Genomic DNA, 18,910 nt, shown 5'->3' with positions numbered 1-18,910 from the left:
AGATGCAGGATCCGGTTCTGGTCGAGGTGATGCGCGGCGCGCGGGTGGAATCCTGCCATGCCGGCGCCTTCGCCGTCGTTGATGCGGAAGGCGGCGTTCTGCTCTCGGGCGGGGACATCGACCGCCCGGTCTATCCGCGCTCCGCCGTGAAGGTCATCCAGGCCCTTCCTCTGGTCGAGAGCGGCGCGGCCGACCGCTTCGGGCTGGACGACGAGGCCCTGGCGCTCGCCTGCGCCTCGCATGGCGGCGAGGCGCGCCATGTCGCGGTGGCAGCGCGGATGCTCGCGGCTGCCGGGCAGGACGCGGGCGGGCTGGAGTGCGGCGCGCACTGGCCGAGCTTCGCCCCGGCGGCGCGGGCGCTGGCCTGCGAGGGGGCCGAGCCGGGGCCGCTGCACAACAACTGCTCGGGCAAGCATGCCGGCTTCATCTGCCTGGCCTGCGGGCTGGGCGAGGATCCGCGCGGCTATGTGACGCCCGCCCACCGCGTCCAGCGCGAGGTCCGGGCAGCGCTGGAGGCGGTAACGGGCACGCCGCTGCGCGAGGGCAGCCACGGGATCGACGGCTGCTCCATTCCCACCTATGCCATCCCCCTTCGCGCGCTGGCGCAGGGCTTCGCACGCATCGGCACCGGAAGCGGTCTGGCGCCGGGGCAGGCAGCGGCGGCACGGCGGCTGCGTCGGGCGGTGGCTGCGCATCCTTTCCTGGTGGCCGGCACCGGGCGCTTCGACACGGCCGTCATGGAGGCCCTGGGCGAGCGGGCTTTCGTGAAGGTGGGGGCGGAAGGCGTGTTTTGCGCGGCCTTGCCCGAAGCTGGGCTGGGGATCGCCATCAAGTGTGACGACGGCGCGGTGCGCGCGGCCGAGGTGATCATGGCCACGCTGCTGCGCCGTCTGCTGCCGCTGGACAGCGCGGAGGAGAGCGTGCTCGCGCCCCTCGCCGCGCCGGAGATGCAGAACTGGAACGGCATCACCGTCGGCATGCTGCGCCCGGCCGCGGCACTGACTGCCTGAAGAAGAAGGCGGGGGGGGGGGAATTCCCCCCCAGGCCCTATCTTCTTTCTCCAAACATTCCGTAGGCGGCCAGAAAGCGCGAAAATCTGCAGTAAGAAGAAGGGGGAGGTTGAGAGAACTCCTTCTCCCGAATCCTGTTGTGCCGCAGACCTGACCCAGATCATCGCAGCCCTTCTACAGCGGATGTTTGACCAGAGTGGCTGGGCCCCGATTCGCGTCCGGCAGGACACGCGATGCGCGTAGACTTGGTCGGGCACTTATCGCGCTGATTTCCAGGACTTTTCGCTTTACCGTGAGACTTCCCCCTGCGGCGGGAGGAATGTTCGCAATCGCGCGAGGCCGGGTTCCGGCATGTGGCGTTCACGCTTACCAATGCCGCCATGCGCCGCCGAATCTTTTTTCTTGCAACCGCCGCGGCTGGAATGCTGGCCGCGCCGGGTGCTGTTCACGCTGCGACACGCCGTCGCTTTCCCGAGCTTTCAGCCGCCCGGCGGCTGCAATTGCGGCATGCTGCATCCGGCGCGAAGTTCTCCGGGATCTATCGCACCGGCCAGTCCGTGGATCCTGGCGCGATGGCGGAGCTTTCGGAAGTGCTGGCCGATACCCGCACGGGCGCCGTGCGCCCCTTCGATCCCGAGGTGATCGATATTCTCTGGGAACTCGGTCAGCAGCAGAAGTTCACCGAGTTCGCCATCCTCTCCGGCTATCGCACACCGGCCACCAACCGCGCCGTGCATGGTGCCGGCGACAGCCAGCATCTGCGCGCTGCCGCGCTCGATGTGGAAATGCCGGCGGCGAAGTTCGATGCCTTCGGGGAGGCGGCGCTGCGCCTCGCGCGCGGCGGCGTCGGCCTCTATCCGCAGCACGGCTTCATCCATGTCGATTCCGGCCCGGTGCGGCGCTGGGGCGGCGGAGGCCCCGCCGGCACCATGGCGGTCCGCGCGCCGAAGCTCTCGCCTGCCGAGGAGCGCCTGAACCGTCTGGCCGAGGCCTGGGCAGCCGCGCGGCGCTGAACGCCGCTCAGCCTCCCCAGGCGGCCTGCGCCGCACGGCAGGCCGCCAGGTCCCAGGCCGCGCAGCCGACGCTCTTCAGGAAAACGGGTCGGCTGAAATCGGGCGGCGTGTCCAGGGCGGTGGCAAGCGGCCGCACGCTGGCCCAGTCCGTTCCCGCCGCTGCGACGTCCCCGGCCTCGACCGGGGCGCCGACCGGGTCGTCCACATAGATCTGGCTGCCGGTGATGGTCGGCGCGCCGATCTCCACCATGTCGAGCCGGTAGGCGCCGACGCCGATCACCAGGCAATCCGCCCGCGCAGGCGCATCATAGACCGGCTGCCTGCTGCTGGTGGCGGCGATCACCACTTCGGTGGAGGCTGCTGCGTCATTCCCGGCGGGATGCACGGCCCCCCCGAGCGCATCGCAGAAGGCGCGTACCGCTTCAGCACGCCGCCCCTGCACCGCAATCCGCACGCCGGGGAAGAGTTCCAGCAGCGCCTCCGCATGCGCGCGCGCCTGCGCGCCGATGCCGATCAGCAGGGCGGCCCGTGGCGGCGCGGGGCGCAGGCGTTGGATGCCCAGCATCGAGATGGCGGCGGTGCGGCGGGCGGTGACGGTCGGGCCGTCCAGCACGAAAAGCGCGCGGCCATTGGTCGCGTCCAGGCAGGTCACCTGGCCTTGCAGTGCCGGAAGGCCCGCTGACGGGTTGCCGTTGTAGATGGTGATCAGCTTGTGCGCGATCAGGTCCGGCGCGCTGCAGGGCATGGAGAGCAGCATCCCCGCCCCGCCGCCGACCGGCACCACCAGCCGCTCCGGGCTGACGATCTCGCCACGCTGATAGGCGGGCAGGACCTCCTCCAGCGCCGCGATCAGGCGGGGATAGGCGAGCAGGCGGGCGGTTTCCGCGGCGTCATGGATCTGCATGGGGGCAAGCGCATCAGGAAATCGGCGCGGTGGCAAGAAGGCTGGGGGGAATGAATTCCCCCCAGGCCCCCCATCTTTCTTCTGTCAGTTTCCCGCGCCGGCGGCCGGCGCAGCGCCAAACTGACAAAAAGAAGATGGGGGTTTGGGGGAATTCCTTCCCCCAAGCTTTTTCATGCGTCCAGCCTGAGATCCGCCCGCAGGAAGGGCGCCACCCGCTCCTCCACCAGGTCCACGCCGAGCCCGGGACGCTCGGGAATGGCCAGGCGGCTGTTCTTCACCTGCGGCTCCAGCGGCGCGTCCACCAGGGCGAAGTGCTCCGGCACGCGGAAGGGATAGAGTTCCTGGATCAGGAAGTTCGGGATGCAGGCGTCGAGTTGCAGCGCGGCCGCGGTGGCGACCGGCCCGGCACAGAGATGCGGCTGCACCCGCATGTTGTACATCTCCGCGATGGCGGCGATCTTCTTCGTCTCCATGATCCCGCCCACCGTGCCGATATCGGGCTGCACGATGGCCGCGGCCCGCAACTCGAAGAGGCGCCGGAAGCCATAGCGCGTGTAGAGCCGCTCGCCGGCCGCGACCGGGACGGTGATGCGCTCGGCCACCAGCTTCATGGCATCAGGATCGAAGGGATCGACCGGCTCCTCCAGGAAGAAGAGGTCAAATTCCTCCAGCTTCCGGCCGAGGCGGATGATGGCGTCGGTGGTCAGTTCGGCGCTCATGTCCACCATCAGGTCCACATCCGGCCCCACGGCGTCGCGCACGGCGCGCACACGTTCCACCGCAAGCCTCTCGAAGTCGCGGTCGAACTCGCGGCGGGAGACATGCGCGAAGATGCCGTTGGGGTGGTCCTTGATCGGCGTGGCCAGCGGGTAGAATTTCAGCGCGTCATAGCCCTTGGCCACCGCCTGCTCGGCGGCGCGCGCCATCTCGTCGGGCGTGACGGCGCGGAAGGACCAGCCATTGGCATAACACCGCACCTCCTGCCGGCAGCGCCCGCCCAGCAGCTCATAGACCGGCACGCCCAGCGCGCGGCCCTTGATGTCCCAGAGCGCCGTCTCGATGGCGCTGATGGCGGCGTAGAGGATCGGCCCGCCACCCTTGGCCCAGAAGGTGTGGTCGTAGAGGTCGCTCCAGATCGCCTCGATCTGCCGCGCGTCGCGCCCGAGCACGATCCGGCGCAGCATTTCTTCGAGCGTGGCGGCGGCGCCGGTCGCGCCGATGCCATAGGCCAGCGCCGCCTCGCCAAGGCCGCAGATGCCCTCATCCGTCCAGAGGCGCAGGATCAGCGGCGTGCGGCCGTCGATCTTCGTGAAGTAGATCTGCGCGCGGGTGATCTTCATGCCGGGCCTCCTTTCAGGCGGCAGGCTGGAAGCGGTCGATGCGGAAGGCGTCGAGCGGGATGTCGGTCCGGCCGTCCAGCACCAGCTCGCTCATGATGGCGCCGATGGCGGGGCCGAGCTGGAAGCCGTGCCCGGAGAAGCCGAAGGCATGGAACAGGCCCGGCGTGGTGCGGCTCGGCCCGATGACGGGAATGCCGTCGGGCATCTTGCCGTCGATGCCGCTCCAGGAGCGGATCACCTGTGCGCCCGCCAGTTCCGGCACCAGTTGCACGGCGAGGTCCAGCATTTCCAGCGTGACCTCCGGCAGCGGGCGCGCCCAGGGGACGGCGGGGTCGGACTCGCCATGCCCGCCGCCGATGATGACGTTGCCGCGCGGGATCTGCCGCAGATAGACGTTGCCGCCGACCACGCCGAGATTGGGCTCGATGAAGTAGGGGACCGGCTCCGTCACCGCCATGTTCGGGCTGAGCGGCTTCACCGGCACGGGCTCGCCGAAGGCCTCCGCCACCGCACCGCCCCAGAAGCCGGCCATGTTCAGCAGCACCGGCGCGCGGAAGGTCTCGCCAGCCCCGCTGACCAGCTCGAACTGCCCGGCGGCGTGGTGCTGCGCGACGATCGTGGTGTGCTCGCGGATCTCCGCGCCGGCCGCGCGCGCCGCCTGCGCCAGGGCCGGGGCGAGCAGGCGCGGATTGGCCGAGCCGTCCTCCGGCGCGAAGGAGCCGGCCACCACCGCCGGCCCCAGCCAGGGATATTCACGATGGATGGCGTTGCGCCCGACCATGCGCAGCGGCAGGTCGTGCTGCTTGGCCACGTCCAGATAGGCGATCAGCTCGGCTTCCTCGGCGTCGCTGCGCGCCAGCTTGAGGTGGCCTGTGACGGTGAACTCCGCCTCGGTGCCAGTGATGTCCTTCAGCCGGCCCCAGAGCTCGCGCGAGCGGCGGGCGATGGGCAACTCGGCCGGATTCCGGCCTTGCTGGCGCACGCCGCCATAATTCACCCCCGAGGCCTGGGAGCCGACCAGGCCGCGTTCCAGCAGCACCACCTTCACGCCGCGCTGCGCCAGGTGCAGCGCCGCCGAGCAGCCGGCGCCGCCGCCGCCCAGCACCAGGACCTCGCCTTCGGTGCTCATGGTACGGCCTCCGGAGCAGGGCGGGGCGCGGCGATGGGCAGCGGCTTCACCGGCGGCTGGCCGCGCAGCCGGCCGATGGCTTCCACCGGCTGGCCCAGTTCAGCGGCCAGGATCTCGGCCGCAGCGGCACCGCAGACGCGGCCCTGGCAGCGGCCCATGCCGGTGCGGCTGAAGGCCTTGGCGCGGTTCATCTCCGGCGCCGGGCCGGCGGCGTTGTCGGCGCGGGCGGCGGCGCGCAGCTCGCCGGCGCGCAACCCCTCGCAGCGGCAGAGGATGGCCTCGTCCGGCAGGGCGGCGGCGAGATGGGCGGGGAAGGGGAAGGCGCGATCCAGCGCCGCGCGGAAACGCTGCTGGCGGGCGAGCGCCGCATCCAGCCGCGCGACGGTGGTGGCCTCCACCGCCTGCCCGGCATCCTGGAGAAGCGCGAGAGCGGCGCGGGCGCCGGCCAGTTCGGCGACCTCGGCGCCGCCGATGCCGGCCCCGTCCCCGGCGAGATAGTGGCCCGCCACGGGCGTGCGCCCGGCGGCGTCGCGCACCGGCACCCAGTTGTGCTGGAGCGCGTCGAAGCGGAAGGGAATGCCGGCGAGGTCGGCGAGCTGCGCCTCGGGCCGCAGGCCCCAGCCCATGCCGACGGCGTCGCACGCCACCGCATGCTCGCGGCCGGAAGCGTCGCGCCAGCGCAGGCCGGCGACGCCCTCCGCCCCGCCTTCGATGGCCAGCGGTGTCACGCCTTCCGCGACCGGCACACGATGCGCCCGCAGCCAGCCAACATAGAAAAGCCCCTTGGCGAAGGTGGCGCCGCCGCGCAGCAGCCCGGGCGCCGCCGCGGCCTTGGTGGCGAAGGGCGTGGTGTCCAGCACCGCCGCCACCTCGGCCCCCGCCTTGGCGTACTGGTAGGCGACGAGCCAGAGCAGCGGCCCGCTGCCCAGAAAGACGACGCGCCGGCCGATGCCGCAGCCCTGCGCCTTCAGCGCGATCTGCGCGCCGCCCAGGGTGGTCACGCCCGGCAAGGTCCAGCCCGGCACGGGCAGGACGCGGTCCATGGCGCCGGTGCAGAGCAGCGCGGCATCATATTCGACGACGGCCTGCGTGCCGCGATGCAGCGTGTGCAGCCGCTTCGCGCCAGGGCGGATGTGCCAGGCCAGGGTTTCCGGGCGCCAGTCGGCGCGGGCCTTCAGCGCATCGAAGGCGGCGTGCAGGGCGGTGGCGCGCTTCGCCTCGAAACCATAGAGCGTGCGGGCATTGCGTTGCAGCGGGGCAGGGGGGCGCTGGTAGATGCGGCCGCCGCCCTCCGGCGCCTCATCGATCCAAACGGGGCGGTGGCCTGCCGCCATGAGCACTTCCACCGCGCGCACCCCGGCGGGGCCGGCGCCGACAACGGCAATCCTCATCCGCGTTTCACCGCCATTCCCGCTTCAGCGGGAGTGGCGCAGGCGCGCACCCGGCCCAGCCCCTCCACCGCCACCCAGCAATCCTGGCAGGCACCCATCAGGCAGAAGCCGGCGCGCTCGCCATCGCCGAACTCGCTGCGGCGCAGATGCCCGGCGTCGGCGGCGAGCAGCGCGGTCAGCAGCGTATCGCCCTGCTGCGCCTCGATCGTCCGCCCATCAAGGGTGAGCGCGATGCGCGGCCGGTCGGCGTCGCGCAGGCGGTGCAGCCTCACAGCATGTCCTCGTGGCGGCAGTTGACCAGCAGCTCGGCGACACTGGCCGTGTTCGGCAGGTGCAGCAGCACCTCGGCCAGCACGGCGATGTCCTCGGGGCGGGACATCTTCTCGCGCGGCCATTTCGTCACATGCGCCGTCATGTCGGTGTCCACGAAGCCCGGGCAGAGCACGCTGGCGCGGATGCCGTGCTCGAAGCCGAGCCGCCGCACCTCCTGTGTCAGCGCCATGACGGCGAACTTGCTCATGGCATAGGCGAGGTTGTCGTTGCGCACGCGCTTGCCGGAGAGCGAGGCGATGTTCACCACCCGGCCCGTGCCACTCGCCACCAGATGCGGCCAGGCAGCGCGGATGACGCGCATCGGACCCTTGGCGTTGATGGTCCAGAGGCTGTCGAAAGGCGCCTCCTCGCCGTCCAGCAGCGTGCCGCGCGTGTTGCTGCCGGCGGCGTTCACCAGCGCGTCGAGACGGCCATGGCGCTCGATCGTGGCGGCGACCCAGGCCTCGGCGCTGCCGGGCTGCGCAGCCTCGTAGCGGTGGTGGGTGAGGTTGGGATGCTCCGGCAGGCGGCTGGCGTCCCGCACCCCGGCACTGATGGTGCAGCCGGCGGCCAGCAGCCGCTCCAGCACGGCGCGCCCGATGCCCCGGGTAGCGCCGGAAATCATCACCACGCGCCCCTGCGGCGTCAGCATGGCGTTTCCTTCCGAGGTGGAGGTGGGAGGGGCGGCGCAGACGGCGCCGCCCGGAGGCCGCGGCGCTCAGGCCAGCGCGGTGCTTTCGAAGGTGAGGCCGGAATAGAAGGTCAGCGCGCCCGGCAGGTTCTTGAAGCCCGTGATACCCTTCTGCATGGCATAGCCCTGGTTGCGCCAGTTCAGCCCGACCATGGGCACCTGCTCGATCGAGACCTGCTCCATCTCACGGTAGATCGCCTTGCGCTTGGCCGTGTCGAACTCGGCGCGGCCGGCGGCGAGCAGCTCGGTGATGCGGTCGATCTTCAGCCCGTAGCTGCGGACATAGGAGGGTGAGAGGCTGCCATCGAGAAAGTTGGCCAGCCCGTTCGGGTCGTTGCTGTCGGCGGCGGTGCCCATCACCGCCATGTCGTACTGCCCGCGGTTGCCGAGCGCGACGCGCGTGCCCCAGTCCGGCAGGTTGAGCTGCGCCTGGATGCCGACGGCGGCCAGGTGCTGCTGCACCACCTCGGCCGTGTCCTTGTGCATGCCGTATTGCGCGGTGGAGAGCAGGTTGCAGCTGATGCTCGGCTGCCCCGCCTCGGCCAGCAGCTTCTTCGACATTTCGGGATCGTACTTCCAGGCGTCCTTGAACTCGGGATTGTAGAACTCGCTGGATTCGTCGATCGGCAGGTGCTCCAGCGGCGAGCCACGGCCGAAGAAGGCAGCCTTCACCAGGTCCGTGCGGCGGATGGCATGCGCCACGGCGCGGCGCACCCGCGCGTCGTTGAAAGGCGGGCGCGCGCCGTTGAACACCAGGAACATGAAGGGGCCGTCCACGGCGTCCAGCTTCAGCGCCGAGTTCTCGTCGATGCTGCTCATGGACTGCCAGGGCACGTATTCGATCAGGTCCACGTCGCCGGCCTGCAGGGCGGCAGTGCGCAGGTTCTCGTCGGAGTAGGCGACGGCGCGGATGCCCTTCAGCTTCGGCAGGCCGGGCTTGTAGTAGCCCTCGAAGGCCTCCAGTTCGAGCGAGGCGCCGCGCTCCTGCGACTTCAGCACGAAGGGGCCGGCGCCGATGAAGTCATTGCCCGAGGATTTCCGCGAGCAGATCGGCATGTGATAGCTGGCCATCCAGCTCGGCAGCGTCACCACCGGCTCCTTGGTGGTCAGCCGCACCGTGCGCGCATCCGGCGTCTCGATGCGGGCGATGCTGCGCATCTCGTTGCGGAAATAGGCGGTGGAGCGCTCGCCGGCGACCTGCTCGATGGTCCACTTCACGTCCTCGGCGGTCACCGGGTCGCCGTTCTGGAACTTCGCCTCGCGCAGCTTGAAGATCCAGGTGGTCTCGCCCTCGCGCGACCAGGATTCGGCGAGCCCCGGCTGCAGCGAGCCGTCCTCGCCATAGGCGACCAGCCCGCGATGGATCATCAGCTTCACCGTCGCCGCCGCGGTGCCGCTGTTGGCCCAGGGCTGGATGGTGGGCGGGAAGCTGGAGAGGCCGAAGCGCAGCACGCCGGAACTGGCCGCGCGCGCGCCGGGGATGCGCAGGAAGGGCAGCAGGGCGGATGCGGCGGTACCGGCCAGGACGGCCCGTCGGGTGGCACTGGTAGCCATGCGGAACTCTCCTTTCCCAGATGGTCGCTGTCGCTCAGGGCGCGTGGTGATAGGCCTCGCGCGCGGTTGCGGCGCTGATCGTCCCCTCGGCCAGATCGCGCGCCACGGCCTCGGCGCTGCGCTGCTCGGGCGGCCCGTAGCCGCCACCGCCAGGGCTGACGATGGCGAACCACTGCCCCGCCTTCAACACCGCCGTGTTGCCGGTGAACTGCACGCCCGGTCCGCACTCCACCGCACCATGCCCGCCGCCACCGCCGCCGAACAGGCCCCAGCTCCGCGAGTGCAGGCGGGAGGTGTCGATGCGGACGCGGCAATCCTCGTCGGCGCGATAGACCCGGCGCAGCCCCATGCCGCCGCGGAAGCGCCCGATGCCGCCGGAATCCTGCACCAGCTCGTAGCGCAGCAAGGTCAACGGGTACTCGATCTCCAGCGCCTCGACCGGCAGGTTGGAGGTGTTGGTGGTGTGCACATGCACGCCGTCCAGCCCGTCCTTGGTGGCGCGGGCGCCATTGCCGCCGCCCATGGTCTCCAGATAGACCCAGAGCGCGCCATCCGCCTTGCGGCTGCCGATGAAGCTGGCGACGGTGCAGGTGGAGTTGGTGCAGGCGGTGACACGCTCCGGCACCGCCTGGGCCAGCGCGCCGAGGATCATGTCGGAAACACGCTGGCAGGCCTGCAGCCGGCCGTTCACCGCGGCCGGATGCTTGCAGTTGAGCATGCTGCCCTCGCGTGCCGTGACGGCGAGGGGGCGCGCCAGCCCGGCATTCGGCAGGATGGTCGGGTCCACCACCGACTTCACCGCGTAGTACACGGTGGCGAGCAGCGCCGTATAGGTCATGTTGAGGCCGGCGCGCATCTGGTCCGGCCCATCGAAATCCAGCGTCATGCCGTCGCCCTGCACCGTCACGCGCAGCGAGAAGGGCAGGGTGCCGTCGATCTCCGGGCTGTCGAACTCGTCCTGAAAGGCATAGGTGCCGTCGGGAATGGCGGCGATGCCGGCGCGCATCTTGCGCTCGGCATAGTCGAGCAGCGCGCTGCCGGCGGCCAGCACCGTCTCCGTGCCATACTTCGCGCAGAGCGCCTGGAAGCGCTGCACGCCGACACGGTTGGCCGCCATCTGCGCGCGCAGGTCCGAGAGCCGCTCGTGCGGCACCTGGCAGTTCAGCAGGATGAGGTCCTGGATGTCCTTCTGCAGCACCCCGGCGCGGTAGAGCCGCACCGGCGGGATGCGCAGCCCCTCCTGGTAGATGTGGGCATGGCCGCGATCGGCGAAGTCGGAGTGGTGCGCCAGGTTCACCGTCCAGGCGGCGATCCGGCCCTCCACGAAGATCGGCTCGGCGAGCACGATGTCGGGCAAATGGGTGCCGCCGCCCTCATAGGCGTCGTTGCCGACGAAGACGTCGCCCGGCCGCATGTCTTCCACCGGGTGGCGGCGCATGATGTGCGGGATGATGCCGATGAAGCTGCCGAGATGGATCGGGATATGCTCGGCCTGGCACAGCGTCTCGCCGGCGGCGTTGAACAGTGCGGTGGAGCAGTCGCGCCGCTCCTTGATGTTGGTGGAGTAGGAGGCGCGGATCAGCGCCTCGCCGGTTTCCTCGACGATGGAGGAGAGGGCGGCGCCGATCACCTCGACGGTGATCGGGTCCAGCGCCGGGGCGGTGCTGGCCTGCAACGCTTGGCTCATGCCGTCACCTCCAGGATCAGGTTGAGATAGGCGTCCACGCGGGCGTTCATGCCCGGCGGCACCACGGTGGTGGTGTCCATCTGCTCGACGATGGCGGGGCCGGCGAAGCGGTTGCCGGGGGCGAGCGCGTCGCGGCTGTAGATCGGCGTCGGCACGAAGTCGCCGGCCTCGGGGAACCAGACCGGCCGCTGGCCGGTGATGGCGCCGGAGGCGTCCGGTCCGGCCTCGGGATAGGCCTTCAGCTCGGCCTTGCGCACCAGCCCGGTGGCTTCCAGCCGCAGCGTGACGATCTGCACCGTCTCGCCCTCGGCGACGAAGCCGTAGCGCTGGCGATGCGCCTCGGCGAAGCCCTCGACCAGTGCCCGCAGGGTTTCGCCGGTGATCTCGCCCTCCAGCAGCGGCACGGCCAGCTCGTAGTTCTGGCCCTGGTAGCGCATGTCGGCGGTGCGGGTCAGGCGGCGCGCCTCGGGGGCGATGCCCTCATGCCCGAACCACTCGGCGGCGCGCCCGGCCAGCTGCGCGAAGCCTGCCGCCACCTCCGGCACCGCCGCCTCGTCCGCCGTTACCAGCTTGGTCGCGGCGAAGTCGGCGCGCAGGTCGGTCAACAGCAGGCCCATGGCGCAGAGGATGCCGGGATTGCGCGGCACCAGCACGCGCTTCATCTCCAGCTCCTTGGCCAGCCGCGCCGCGTGCAGCGGGCCGGCGCCGCCGAAGGCCATCAGCGTGTAGTCGCGCGGGTCGTGCCCGCGCTGCACGGAGATGACGCGGATGGCACGCGCCATGTTGGCAGTGACAACGGACAGGATGCCCTGCGCCGTCTCCATCACGCCGAGGCCGAGCTTCTCGGCGAGTTGCCCGATGGCCGCCTTGGCCAGGTCCTGCCGCACCGCCATGCGGCCGCCGAGCAGGTGCGTCGGGTTCAGCGTCTGCAGCACCACGTTGGCGTCGGTGGTGGCGGGCTCGGTATTGCCGCGGTCGTAGCAGACGGGGCCGGGATCGGCGCCGCAGGAGCGCGGCCCGACCTTCAGCAGCCCGCCGGCATCCACATGGGCGATGGAGCCGCCACCGGCGCCCACGGTGTGGATGTCGAGCATCGGCGCCTTGATCGGGTAGCCGTGCACCACGGCCTCCGAGGTCAGCTTGCACTGGCCGCCCTGCAGCAGCGCCACGTCGGTGGAGGTGCCGCCCATGTCGAAGGTGATCAGGTCCTCGAAGCCGGCCAGGGCGCCGATCGCCTGGGCGCCCACCACGCCGGTCGAGGGGCCGGAGAGCACGGTACGCACCGGCATGTCGGCGGCGGTCGAGAAGCCGATGACGCCACCGTTCGATTGCGTCAGGTGCGGCGCCACGGACATGCCGAGGGCCTGCAGCCGCGGCGTCAGGCGCTCGATGTAGCGGCGCATGACCGGGCCGAGATAGGCGTTCAGCACGACGGTCGAGAGCCGCTCGAACTCGCGGAACTCGGGCGCGATCTCGTGGCCGGCGCTGATGAAGGCCTCCGGCATCTCCTCGCGCAGGATGGCGACGGCGCGCTGCTCGTGCTCGGGGCGGACGAAGCCGTAGAGGAAGGAAACCGCAACCGCCTTCACGCCCGCCTCGCGCAGGGCGCGGGCGGCGGCGCGCATCCGCTCCTCGTCGAGCGGCGTGTCGATCTCGCCGGTGTGGCGCACCCGCTCCGGCACTTCCAGGCGCAGGTCGCGCGGCACCAGGGTGGGCGGCTTGTCGGCCTGCATGTCGTAGAGGTCGGGGCGCTTCTGCCGGCCGATCTCCAGCAGGTCACGGAAGCCGTCGGTGGTGACCAGGCCGGTGCGCACGCCGCGGTGCTGGATCAGCGCATTGGTCGCGACCGTGGTGCCGTGCCCGAAATAGGCGACCGGCGCGCCGGGCTGCTCGCCCGCCTCCGGGGCGACGCGGCGCATGCCTTCCTCGACGCCCTGGGCGATGCCGCGGGACGGATCATCCGGCGTCGAGGAGACCTTCCAGACCTCGACGCGGCCTTCCTCCTCGTCGAAGAGGCAGACATCGGTGAAGGTGCCGCCCGAGTCCACGCCCACACGCCAACGCGCCATGCTGCAGCTTCCTCCAGGGATGGATGCAGGGAACGGCGATTACTATTTCGTTGCAACCCCTGGGGCGGCAAGCAGCTTTTTCTCTGAATGGGAAAAACGCGCTGCAACTTCCATTCAATGGAATTCCATGACCAAATCTTAGGCCTGTGATGCCGATATCCGGAATTCCTCGTGCTCGACCCCGCCAGCAGCCTGCACCGTGCCTTCACCCTGCTTCGCCTGCTTGGCGAGGGCGGTCCCGGCGGGCTCCGCCTGACCGGGCTGGCGGAGGCCGCCGGCCTGCCGCGCCCCACGGCGCACCGGCTGCTGCGCAGCATGGCGGCGGAAGGGTTCGTGCAGTTCGATCCGCGGAGCAAGCGCTATGCGCTCGGGCTCGACCTGTTCCTGCTTGCCGCCCGCGCCGGCAGCCCGCAGGGCCTGCGCGAGATCGCCCGGCCGGCGCTGCTGCGGCTCACCGCCTCCCTCGGCGAGACGCTCTTCCTGCTGGTCCACAACGGCTACGACGCCGTCTGCATTGACCGTTCCGCCGGGCCGCTGCCGATCCGTTCCTTCACCGGCGACATCGGCGGGCGCGTGCCGCTCGGGGTGGGGCAGGGCTCGGTCGCCATCCTTGCTTTCCTGCCTCCCGGGGAGCAGGACGAGGTGATCCGCCATAACCTGCCCCGCATGCAGCAGATCGGCCTGTTCGACGAGGCCTCGGTGCGCACCGAGCTGATCCGCGTGCGGGGCGAGGGGCATGCGGGTGGCGCCACCGGCCTGATTCCGGGGATGGCCGGGCTTGGCGTTCCCATCCTGGACCGCGAGGGCAGAGCCGTTGCCGCGCTCAGCGTCGGCAGCATCGAGGAGCGGCTGACGCCGGCGCGGCGCGCCGTGATCGCGCAGATGCTGAAGCAGGAGGCGGCGGCGATCGCAGCCCGGCTCAACCCCTTCGATCCCGTGCTGCGACGGGCCGGCGCGGCGATGGAGCCGGCTCCGCAGCCCGCCGGCACCGGGCCGCGCGGGCGCTGAGGCCGCCTCCTGCGCCGGGGCCATCCCTCGTCGCGAGATCCGGCCTCCCATATGGCAATGGAGCGCGTATAATCAGGTGCGGGATTGTATTTGAGCCGTGACATCCCAGCGCCGCCTCGTCCCCTTCCTTTTCGGATCAGGAACTGTCTTGGTTGAATTGACCCCCGAACAGCGCCAGGCCGCGCAAGCGCGAGGTCGCCACGTCGTGGCGGCGACGGACGAGCAGATCGCAACCCTCTCGATGCAGCGGCGGGTCTTCTGGATGGAGGGGCGGGCCTTTCTGGTGGTCCGGCCGGATGGCTTCCTGGAAACTGTGGCCACCTTGCAGGCCCTTTTGCGGCAGCCCCTGCCCGAGCGGAGCATCATCGGCCCTGCGCACCCGCCGGCTGCCCCGGAGGAAGCGCGCCCCGCCGCAAGCCCGGAAGCAGCGGCCCCCTCGGCCCCCGCTGAACCGGAGCCTGCCGCGCCTGACACGGCGCCACCCAAGGGGTCCGAGCCTCCGCCCGCCGCCAGGGCGGAGCGGCCGGCCACCGGCGCGCTGGCCTACACGGCGCGCCTGGTGGCATCCTATGTGGCGACCAACCCGGTCGCCATTGGGGAGCTCGACGGGCTTATCCGCAGCGTCCACCGCGCCGTCATGACGGCCAGCCAGCCGCGGCAGCGGTAGCAGGCCGCGCCGCCTCAGCCCCTGGCCAGCGCCTCCACCGCCTGCAGGTCGGCTGTGGCCACCACCACCCCGTCGCGCTGGCTGCGCCCATAGGTCGCCATCTCGCGGTCGCCTGGCGCCATCACCGGCGCGGCCGGGTCGGCCGGCGGCGTGCTGCGCAGGATGCCGCCGAAATCGGCCATCCGCTCCCGCAGCCACTCCTGCGCCTGCATCCGGCTGGTGTCGATCAGGACGAAGACATGGCCGAGATTCTGTGCCACGCCCGGGTTCTTGTCCCAGGCCTGCACATGGGTCAGGTAGGCGGCGCCGGAGAGCAGGCCGGCCAGCAGGTCGACCATGACCGCCAGCCCGTAACCCTTGTGGCCGCCGACCGGCAAAAGGAAACCCTTCAGCGCCCGGACCGGATCGGTGGTCGGCTGGCCCTCGGCATCGGTCGCCCAGCCTTCCGGCATCGGCGCGCCATGCTCGGCCAGCTTGCGGATCTTGGCGCGCGCCGCGACGCTCAGCGCCATGTCCAGGATGATCGGGTCGCCGCCCGGATTGGGCATGCCGATGCCCATCGGGTTGTTGCCGACCCGCGTGTCCTTGCCGCCCCAGGGCGCGATGGTGGTGGTGGCGTTGCTGGCGATGAAGGAGGCGAAGCCCTCCTGCGCCGCCAGGAAGGCATAGGGCAGCACCGGGCCGAAATGGTTGCTGCCGCGTGCGAAGGCGGCGCCGACGCCGACCTCCCGCGCCGACTCCGTCGCCGCCCGCAGCGCCCGCATGCCGACCAGCGTGCCGACGCCGTTCTGCCCGTCCACCATGCTGAGGCCGGGCGCCACCCGCGTGACCTCCACTTTCGCCTGCGCGTTGATGCCGCCCAGCTTCACCCGCTCCAGGTACTGCGCGACGCGGCTGATGCCATGCGTGCGCAGGCCGAACATGTCGGCCAGCACCAGCACCCGGGCCGCCTCGGCCGCCTCGGCCTCCGGCATGCCGCCGCGCGCCAGGGCGCGGGTGGCAAGGGCAAGAAGCTCGGCCTCGGGGATCTTTGTCTCGGTCATGGTGCCTCAGTCGCAGCGGAGTTCGAAACGGGTGATCTGCTCGATGTCCTCGCCGAACCAGGCGGCGATGGCGGCGTCGCGCGTGCCGACATAGGCGGCGTGGCCGTTCTCATCGAGGCGCAGGGTCAGGTCGTGGCCGGGGATCACCAGCGTGCCCGGCACCTTGCGCCACAGGTCCCAGATAGCGGCGATGGAACGGCCGGTGGCCGCCTCGTCCTCGCTCATGTCCGCCCGGCCGCAGAGCAGCTCGGCGCGGTTCTTGGCGGCGTCGCCGGTGAAGATCACCGGCGTCTCGTTTGCCGTCAGGTGGAAGACCAGGCAGCCCGGCGTGTGGCCGGGCGCCAGGATGGCGTGCAACCCGGGCAGGAACTCCTCGCCGGACCTGATGCGCCGCACCTCCGGGTTGCGGTCCAGCGCCGCGACGTAAAGCTCGGGCAGCGGGTCGAAGCCCGGCGGCTGCGCGGCGGCCCAGCGCAGCTCCTCCTCGCCGATCCAGACCGTGGCGCGCGGGAACAGCGTGAAGTTCACGGCGTGGTCGTAATGCGCGTGGGTCAGCACGACGTCGGTGACGTCCTCCGGCTTCACGCCCTGGGCGGCGAGCTGCTTCGCCAGGACCTTGCGCACGCCGAAGGCGCCGACATCGATGAGAATGCAGCGGCCCTCGCCGCGCAGCAGGGCGATGGTGCTCCAGCCCAGCCCGCCATGGCAGACGGACTTGCCGGGGAAGCCCTGCACCAGGACGTCAATGCGGTACATTGCGCTCAGCCCTCCACGGTGATTCTGGCGTCGTCGATGATCCTGGCGAACTTCACCGCGTCTTCCTCGACGAAGCGGCGGAAGGCGGTGGGATCGAGGCGGCGCGGAATGATGCCCTGCTCCATCAGCTTGCGCTGCAGCGTCGCGTCCTGCAGGGCGCTGTCGGCGGCCGCGGCGAGCTTGTCCATCACCGGGGCCGGCAGCCCGGCGGGGGCGAAGAGGCCGAACCAGTTGATCAGCTCGTAGCCCTCCATTCCCGGCGCGGTGCCGAGCGGCGCGACCTCCGGCAGCTGCGGCATGGGCTTGCCGGAGGTGACGGCGACGGCGCGCAGCTTGCCGTCCTGGATCAGCGGCAGGGCGGCGCCGAGGCTGCTGAAGCTCATCGTCACGCGGCCGGCCGCCACGTCGGTCACGGCGGGGGCGGAGCCGCGGTAGGGCACGTGCAGCACGTCGGTGCCGGCCATGTGGTTCATCAGCTCGCCCGCCAGGTGCTGCGGGTTGCCGATGCCGGAGGAGGAGAAGGAGAGCTTGCCCATGTTCGCCTTCGCATAGGCGATCAGCTCGGCCGGGTTGTGCACGGGCAGGCTCGCCGGCACCACCACGAGGCAGGGGACGGTGCCGCAGAGCGCGACCGGCGCCAGCTCCTTCGCCGGGTCATAGGTCATGCGCTCCTTGTAGAGCGCGGGATTGACCGCCACCTCGCCGGCCGCCGCGAAGAGCAGGGTGTAGCCGTCCGGCGCCGCCTTCGCGACCGCCTGGGCGGCGATCATCGCGCTGGCGCCGGGGCGGTTGTCCACGATCACCGGCTGGCCCAGCCGCTTCTCCATCGGCGAGCCCACCAGCCGCGCCACGATGTCCACCCCGCCGCCCGGCGGATAGCCGACAAGGGCATGGACCGGCCGGTCCGGATAGGCGGACTGCGCCCGGGCCGGGCGGAAGCCGGGGGCGAGCAGGGCGAGACCGGTGGAGGCGGCGAAATGGCGGCGCGTGAGCATGGTCGGGTCTTCCTTGGTGCGACGGGCAGGGTGCGGTCCGCTGCTCCGGAGGTCATCTCGCCCTGATGAATTGCATAATGTTCGATGTAAATGCAATCCTGCATCGCCGACTTCGCAAGCCGGCGCAATCTGGCAAGATCGGCAGGGATGGAACGAGAGATCACGACCAGGGCGGCCCCGGGTGCCCAGGCCGGCATGGCGGCGGAGCTGGCGGCGGCGATCGCGGGGGAGATCGGCGCCGGCATGATGCCGCCCGGGACGCATCTCCCCGCCCAGCTGCTGGCCGACCGCTTCGGCGTCTCGCGCTTCCCGGTGAACCAGGCGCTGCGCCTGCTGGCCGAGCAGGGGGTGGTGAAGGCGGAGCCGCGGCGCGGCTTCTTCGTCGCCGAGAAGGGGCGGCACACGGCGGAGGCGCTGGCCGGGCGCGGCGGGCGGGACCCGCTCTCGCGCATCTACTTCGCCATGGCCGAGGACCGCGTGGCCGGCCGGCTGCCCGACTCGATCTCCGAGGCGGCGCTGCGGGAGCGCTACGGCGTCAGCAAGGGGCAGCTCGCCCAGCTGCTCGACCGCATCGCGGCGGAAGGCTGGGCGGAGCGGCGGCCGGGCTATGGCTGGCGCTTTTCCTCCGTACTGACCACGCCGGACGCGCTGGAGCAGACCTACCGCCTGCGCCTGGCGGTCGAGCCGGCGGCGCTGCTGGAGCCGGGCTACCGGCTGAGCCCCGAGATCGCCGCCCAGTGCCGGGCGGTGGAGGAGCACATGCTGGCCGGCGGCATCGAGACCGCCTCGGCCGACGCGCTCTACGAGCGCGGCGTGCGCTACCACGAGGCCATCATCGGCGCCTCGGGCAATCCCTTCATGCTCGACACGCTGCGGCGGGTGAACCGGATCCGCCGGCTGCTGATCTATCGCTCCCTGACCGACCGGCAGCGCTTCTACCGCCAGGCCCGCGAGCACCTTGCCATCCTCGACCTGCTGGAGGTCGGGCGGAACGCCGAGGCGGCCGAGGCGATGCGGGCGCATCTGAGCACGGTGGTGACCAGCCTGCGTGGCATGCGAGGCCTGTTGGAAGCCGCCAGCCAGGCCCGGCCGCCCGAGGCTTCAGCCGGGGCCAGGGGCGCCGCCCCTGGAACCCCGCCGGGGTGACAGTGCCACCCCGGACCCCGCCATCACAAAGAATGCCGGGGTCTGGGAGAACTCAGTTTCCCCAGCGGGCAGGGCACTAGGCGGTGGTGACGATTTCAGCGGAGTAGGATGGCGATTGAGGCGAGCAGAACGAAGCCGCGGAAGTTGGCGAGGAGCTTGTCGTAGCGGGTTGCGACGCGACGGAACTGCTTGAGG

The 18,910-nt window shown here is 71.1% G+C and carries 17 protein-coding genes and 1 pseudogene; 5 read left to right on the top strand and 13 right to left on the bottom strand.

Going from position 1 to position 18,910, the window contains the following annotated elements:
* Positions 1-2 precede the first annotated feature (2 nt).
* A complete protein-coding gene (locus QMO56_RS16490) occupies positions 3-1,010 on the top strand; it encodes an asparaginase (RefSeq protein WP_283527427.1) in 1,008 nt (335 codons plus the stop codon).
* A gap of 380 nt (positions 1,011-1,390) precedes the next feature.
* Positions 1,391-2,023 carry a DUF882 domain-containing protein gene (locus QMO56_RS16485; RefSeq protein ID WP_349362367.1) on the top strand — a complete coding sequence of 211 codons (633 nt, stop codon included), beginning with the start codon at positions 1,391-1,393 and terminating at the stop codon, positions 2,021-2,023.
* A 7-nt stretch (positions 2,024-2,030) separates the two neighbouring features.
* Here QMO56_RS16485 and QMO56_RS16480 read toward each other — a convergent pair whose 3' ends face one another.
* From QMO56_RS16480 to QMO56_RS16440, 9 genes are all read right to left on the bottom strand, one after another.
* On the bottom strand, positions 2,031-2,927 hold the full coding sequence (locus QMO56_RS16480; protein ID WP_283527423.1) for a delta(1)-pyrroline-2-carboxylate reductase family protein: 897 nt from the start codon (positions 2,925-2,927) through the stop codon (positions 2,031-2,033).
* Between the two features lie 170 nt (positions 2,928-3,097).
* Positions 3,098-4,267 (bottom strand): mandelate racemase/muconate lactonizing enzyme family protein, encoded by a 1,170-nt coding sequence (locus QMO56_RS16475; protein WP_283527421.1) that lies wholly within the window; start codon positions 4,265-4,267, stop codon positions 3,098-3,100.
* Between the two features lie 13 nt (positions 4,268-4,280).
* Positions 4,281-5,396 (bottom strand): FAD-binding oxidoreductase, encoded by a 1,116-nt coding sequence (locus QMO56_RS16470; RefSeq protein WP_283527419.1) that lies wholly within the window; start codon positions 5,394-5,396, stop codon positions 4,281-4,283.
* Positions 5,393-6,787: an FAD-dependent oxidoreductase gene (locus QMO56_RS16465; protein WP_283527417.1), complete on the bottom strand. Its 1,395-nt coding sequence runs from the start codon at positions 6,785-6,787 to the stop codon at positions 5,393-5,395. Before QMO56_RS16465 ends, QMO56_RS16470 begins: the two co-directional genes overlap by 4 nt.
* The gene (locus QMO56_RS16460; protein ID WP_283527415.1) at positions 6,784-7,059 is read right to left on the bottom strand and encodes a (2Fe-2S)-binding protein; all 276 of its coding nucleotides are present in this window, start codon (positions 7,057-7,059) and stop codon (positions 6,784-6,786) included. Before QMO56_RS16460 ends, QMO56_RS16465 begins: the two co-directional genes overlap by 4 nt.
* Positions 7,056-7,751: an SDR family NAD(P)-dependent oxidoreductase gene (locus tag QMO56_RS16455; protein WP_283527413.1), complete on the bottom strand. Its 696-nt coding sequence runs from the start codon at positions 7,749-7,751 to the stop codon at positions 7,056-7,058. The genes QMO56_RS16460 and QMO56_RS16455 overlap by 4 nt, the downstream gene beginning before the upstream one ends.
* Before the next feature lie 66 nt (positions 7,752-7,817).
* Entirely contained in the window at positions 7,818-9,344 is a 1,527-nt protein-coding gene (locus tag QMO56_RS16450; RefSeq protein WP_283527411.1) for an ABC transporter substrate-binding protein, read from the bottom strand.
* Between the two features lie 34 nt (positions 9,345-9,378).
* Positions 9,379-11,031, bottom strand: a complete 1,653-nt coding sequence (locus QMO56_RS16445) for a hydantoinase B/oxoprolinase family protein (RefSeq protein WP_283527409.1) — start codon at positions 11,029-11,031, stop codon at positions 9,379-9,381.
* A complete protein-coding gene (locus tag QMO56_RS16440) occupies positions 11,028-13,100 on the bottom strand; it encodes a hydantoinase/oxoprolinase family protein (protein ID WP_283527407.1) in 2,073 nt (690 codons plus the stop codon). Before QMO56_RS16440 ends, QMO56_RS16445 begins: the two co-directional genes overlap by 4 nt.
* A 171-nt stretch (positions 13,101-13,271) precedes the next feature.
* Here QMO56_RS16440 and QMO56_RS16435 point away from each other — a divergent pair, with 171 nt between their 5' ends.
* Positions 13,272-14,108 carry an IclR family transcriptional regulator gene (locus QMO56_RS16435; RefSeq protein WP_283527405.1) on the top strand — a complete coding sequence of 279 codons (837 nt, stop codon included), beginning with the start codon at positions 13,272-13,274 and terminating at the stop codon, positions 14,106-14,108.
* Between the two features lie 148 nt (positions 14,109-14,256).
* A complete protein-coding gene (locus QMO56_RS16430; protein ID WP_283527403.1) occupies positions 14,257-14,775 on the top strand; it encodes a hypothetical protein in 519 nt (172 codons plus the stop codon).
* Between the two features lie 14 nt (positions 14,776-14,789).
* Here the strand turns inward: QMO56_RS16430 and QMO56_RS16425 are convergent, their stop codons facing one another.
* From QMO56_RS16425 to QMO56_RS16415, 3 genes are read right to left on the bottom strand one after another with little or no spacing between them, the layout of a single operon-like run.
* On the bottom strand, positions 14,790-15,818 hold the full coding sequence (locus QMO56_RS16425) for an Ldh family oxidoreductase (protein WP_283527401.1): 1,029 nt from the start codon (positions 15,816-15,818) through the stop codon (positions 14,790-14,792).
* Between the two features lie 6 nt (positions 15,819-15,824).
* A complete protein-coding gene (locus QMO56_RS16420; RefSeq protein WP_283527399.1) occupies positions 15,825-16,574 on the bottom strand; it encodes an MBL fold metallo-hydrolase in 750 nt (249 codons plus the stop codon).
* Positions 16,575-16,579: 5 nt separating this feature from the next.
* Complete coding sequence (locus QMO56_RS16415; RefSeq protein WP_283527398.1) at positions 16,580-17,569, bottom strand: tripartite tricarboxylate transporter substrate binding protein; 990 nt, start codon at positions 17,567-17,569, stop codon at positions 16,580-16,582.
* A 147-nt stretch (positions 17,570-17,716) separates the two neighbouring features.
* On the opposite strand from QMO56_RS16415, the gene QMO56_RS16410 reads away from it, so the two are divergent.
* Positions 17,717-18,715 carry a GntR family transcriptional regulator gene (locus tag QMO56_RS16410; RefSeq protein WP_283527396.1) on the top strand — a complete coding sequence of 333 codons (999 nt, stop codon included), beginning with the start codon at positions 17,717-17,719 and terminating at the stop codon, positions 18,713-18,715.
* A gap of 95 nt (positions 18,716-18,810) precedes the next feature.
* On the opposite strand, the pseudogene QMO56_RS16405 reads toward QMO56_RS16410, so the two are convergent.
* Positions 18,811-18,910, bottom strand: a pseudogene (locus QMO56_RS16405) (IS5/IS1182 family transposase); the annotation flags it as partial.

Origin of the sequence: Roseomonas sp. E05, assembly GCF_030063475.1 — a bacterium.
In the GTDB taxonomy this organism is placed as follows: Bacteria; Pseudomonadota; Alphaproteobacteria; order Acetobacterales; family Acetobacteraceae; genus Pseudoroseomonas.
The sequence above is the reverse complement of the archived record's forward strand: the minus strand, read 5'-3'. Positions and strand labels throughout refer to the sequence as shown.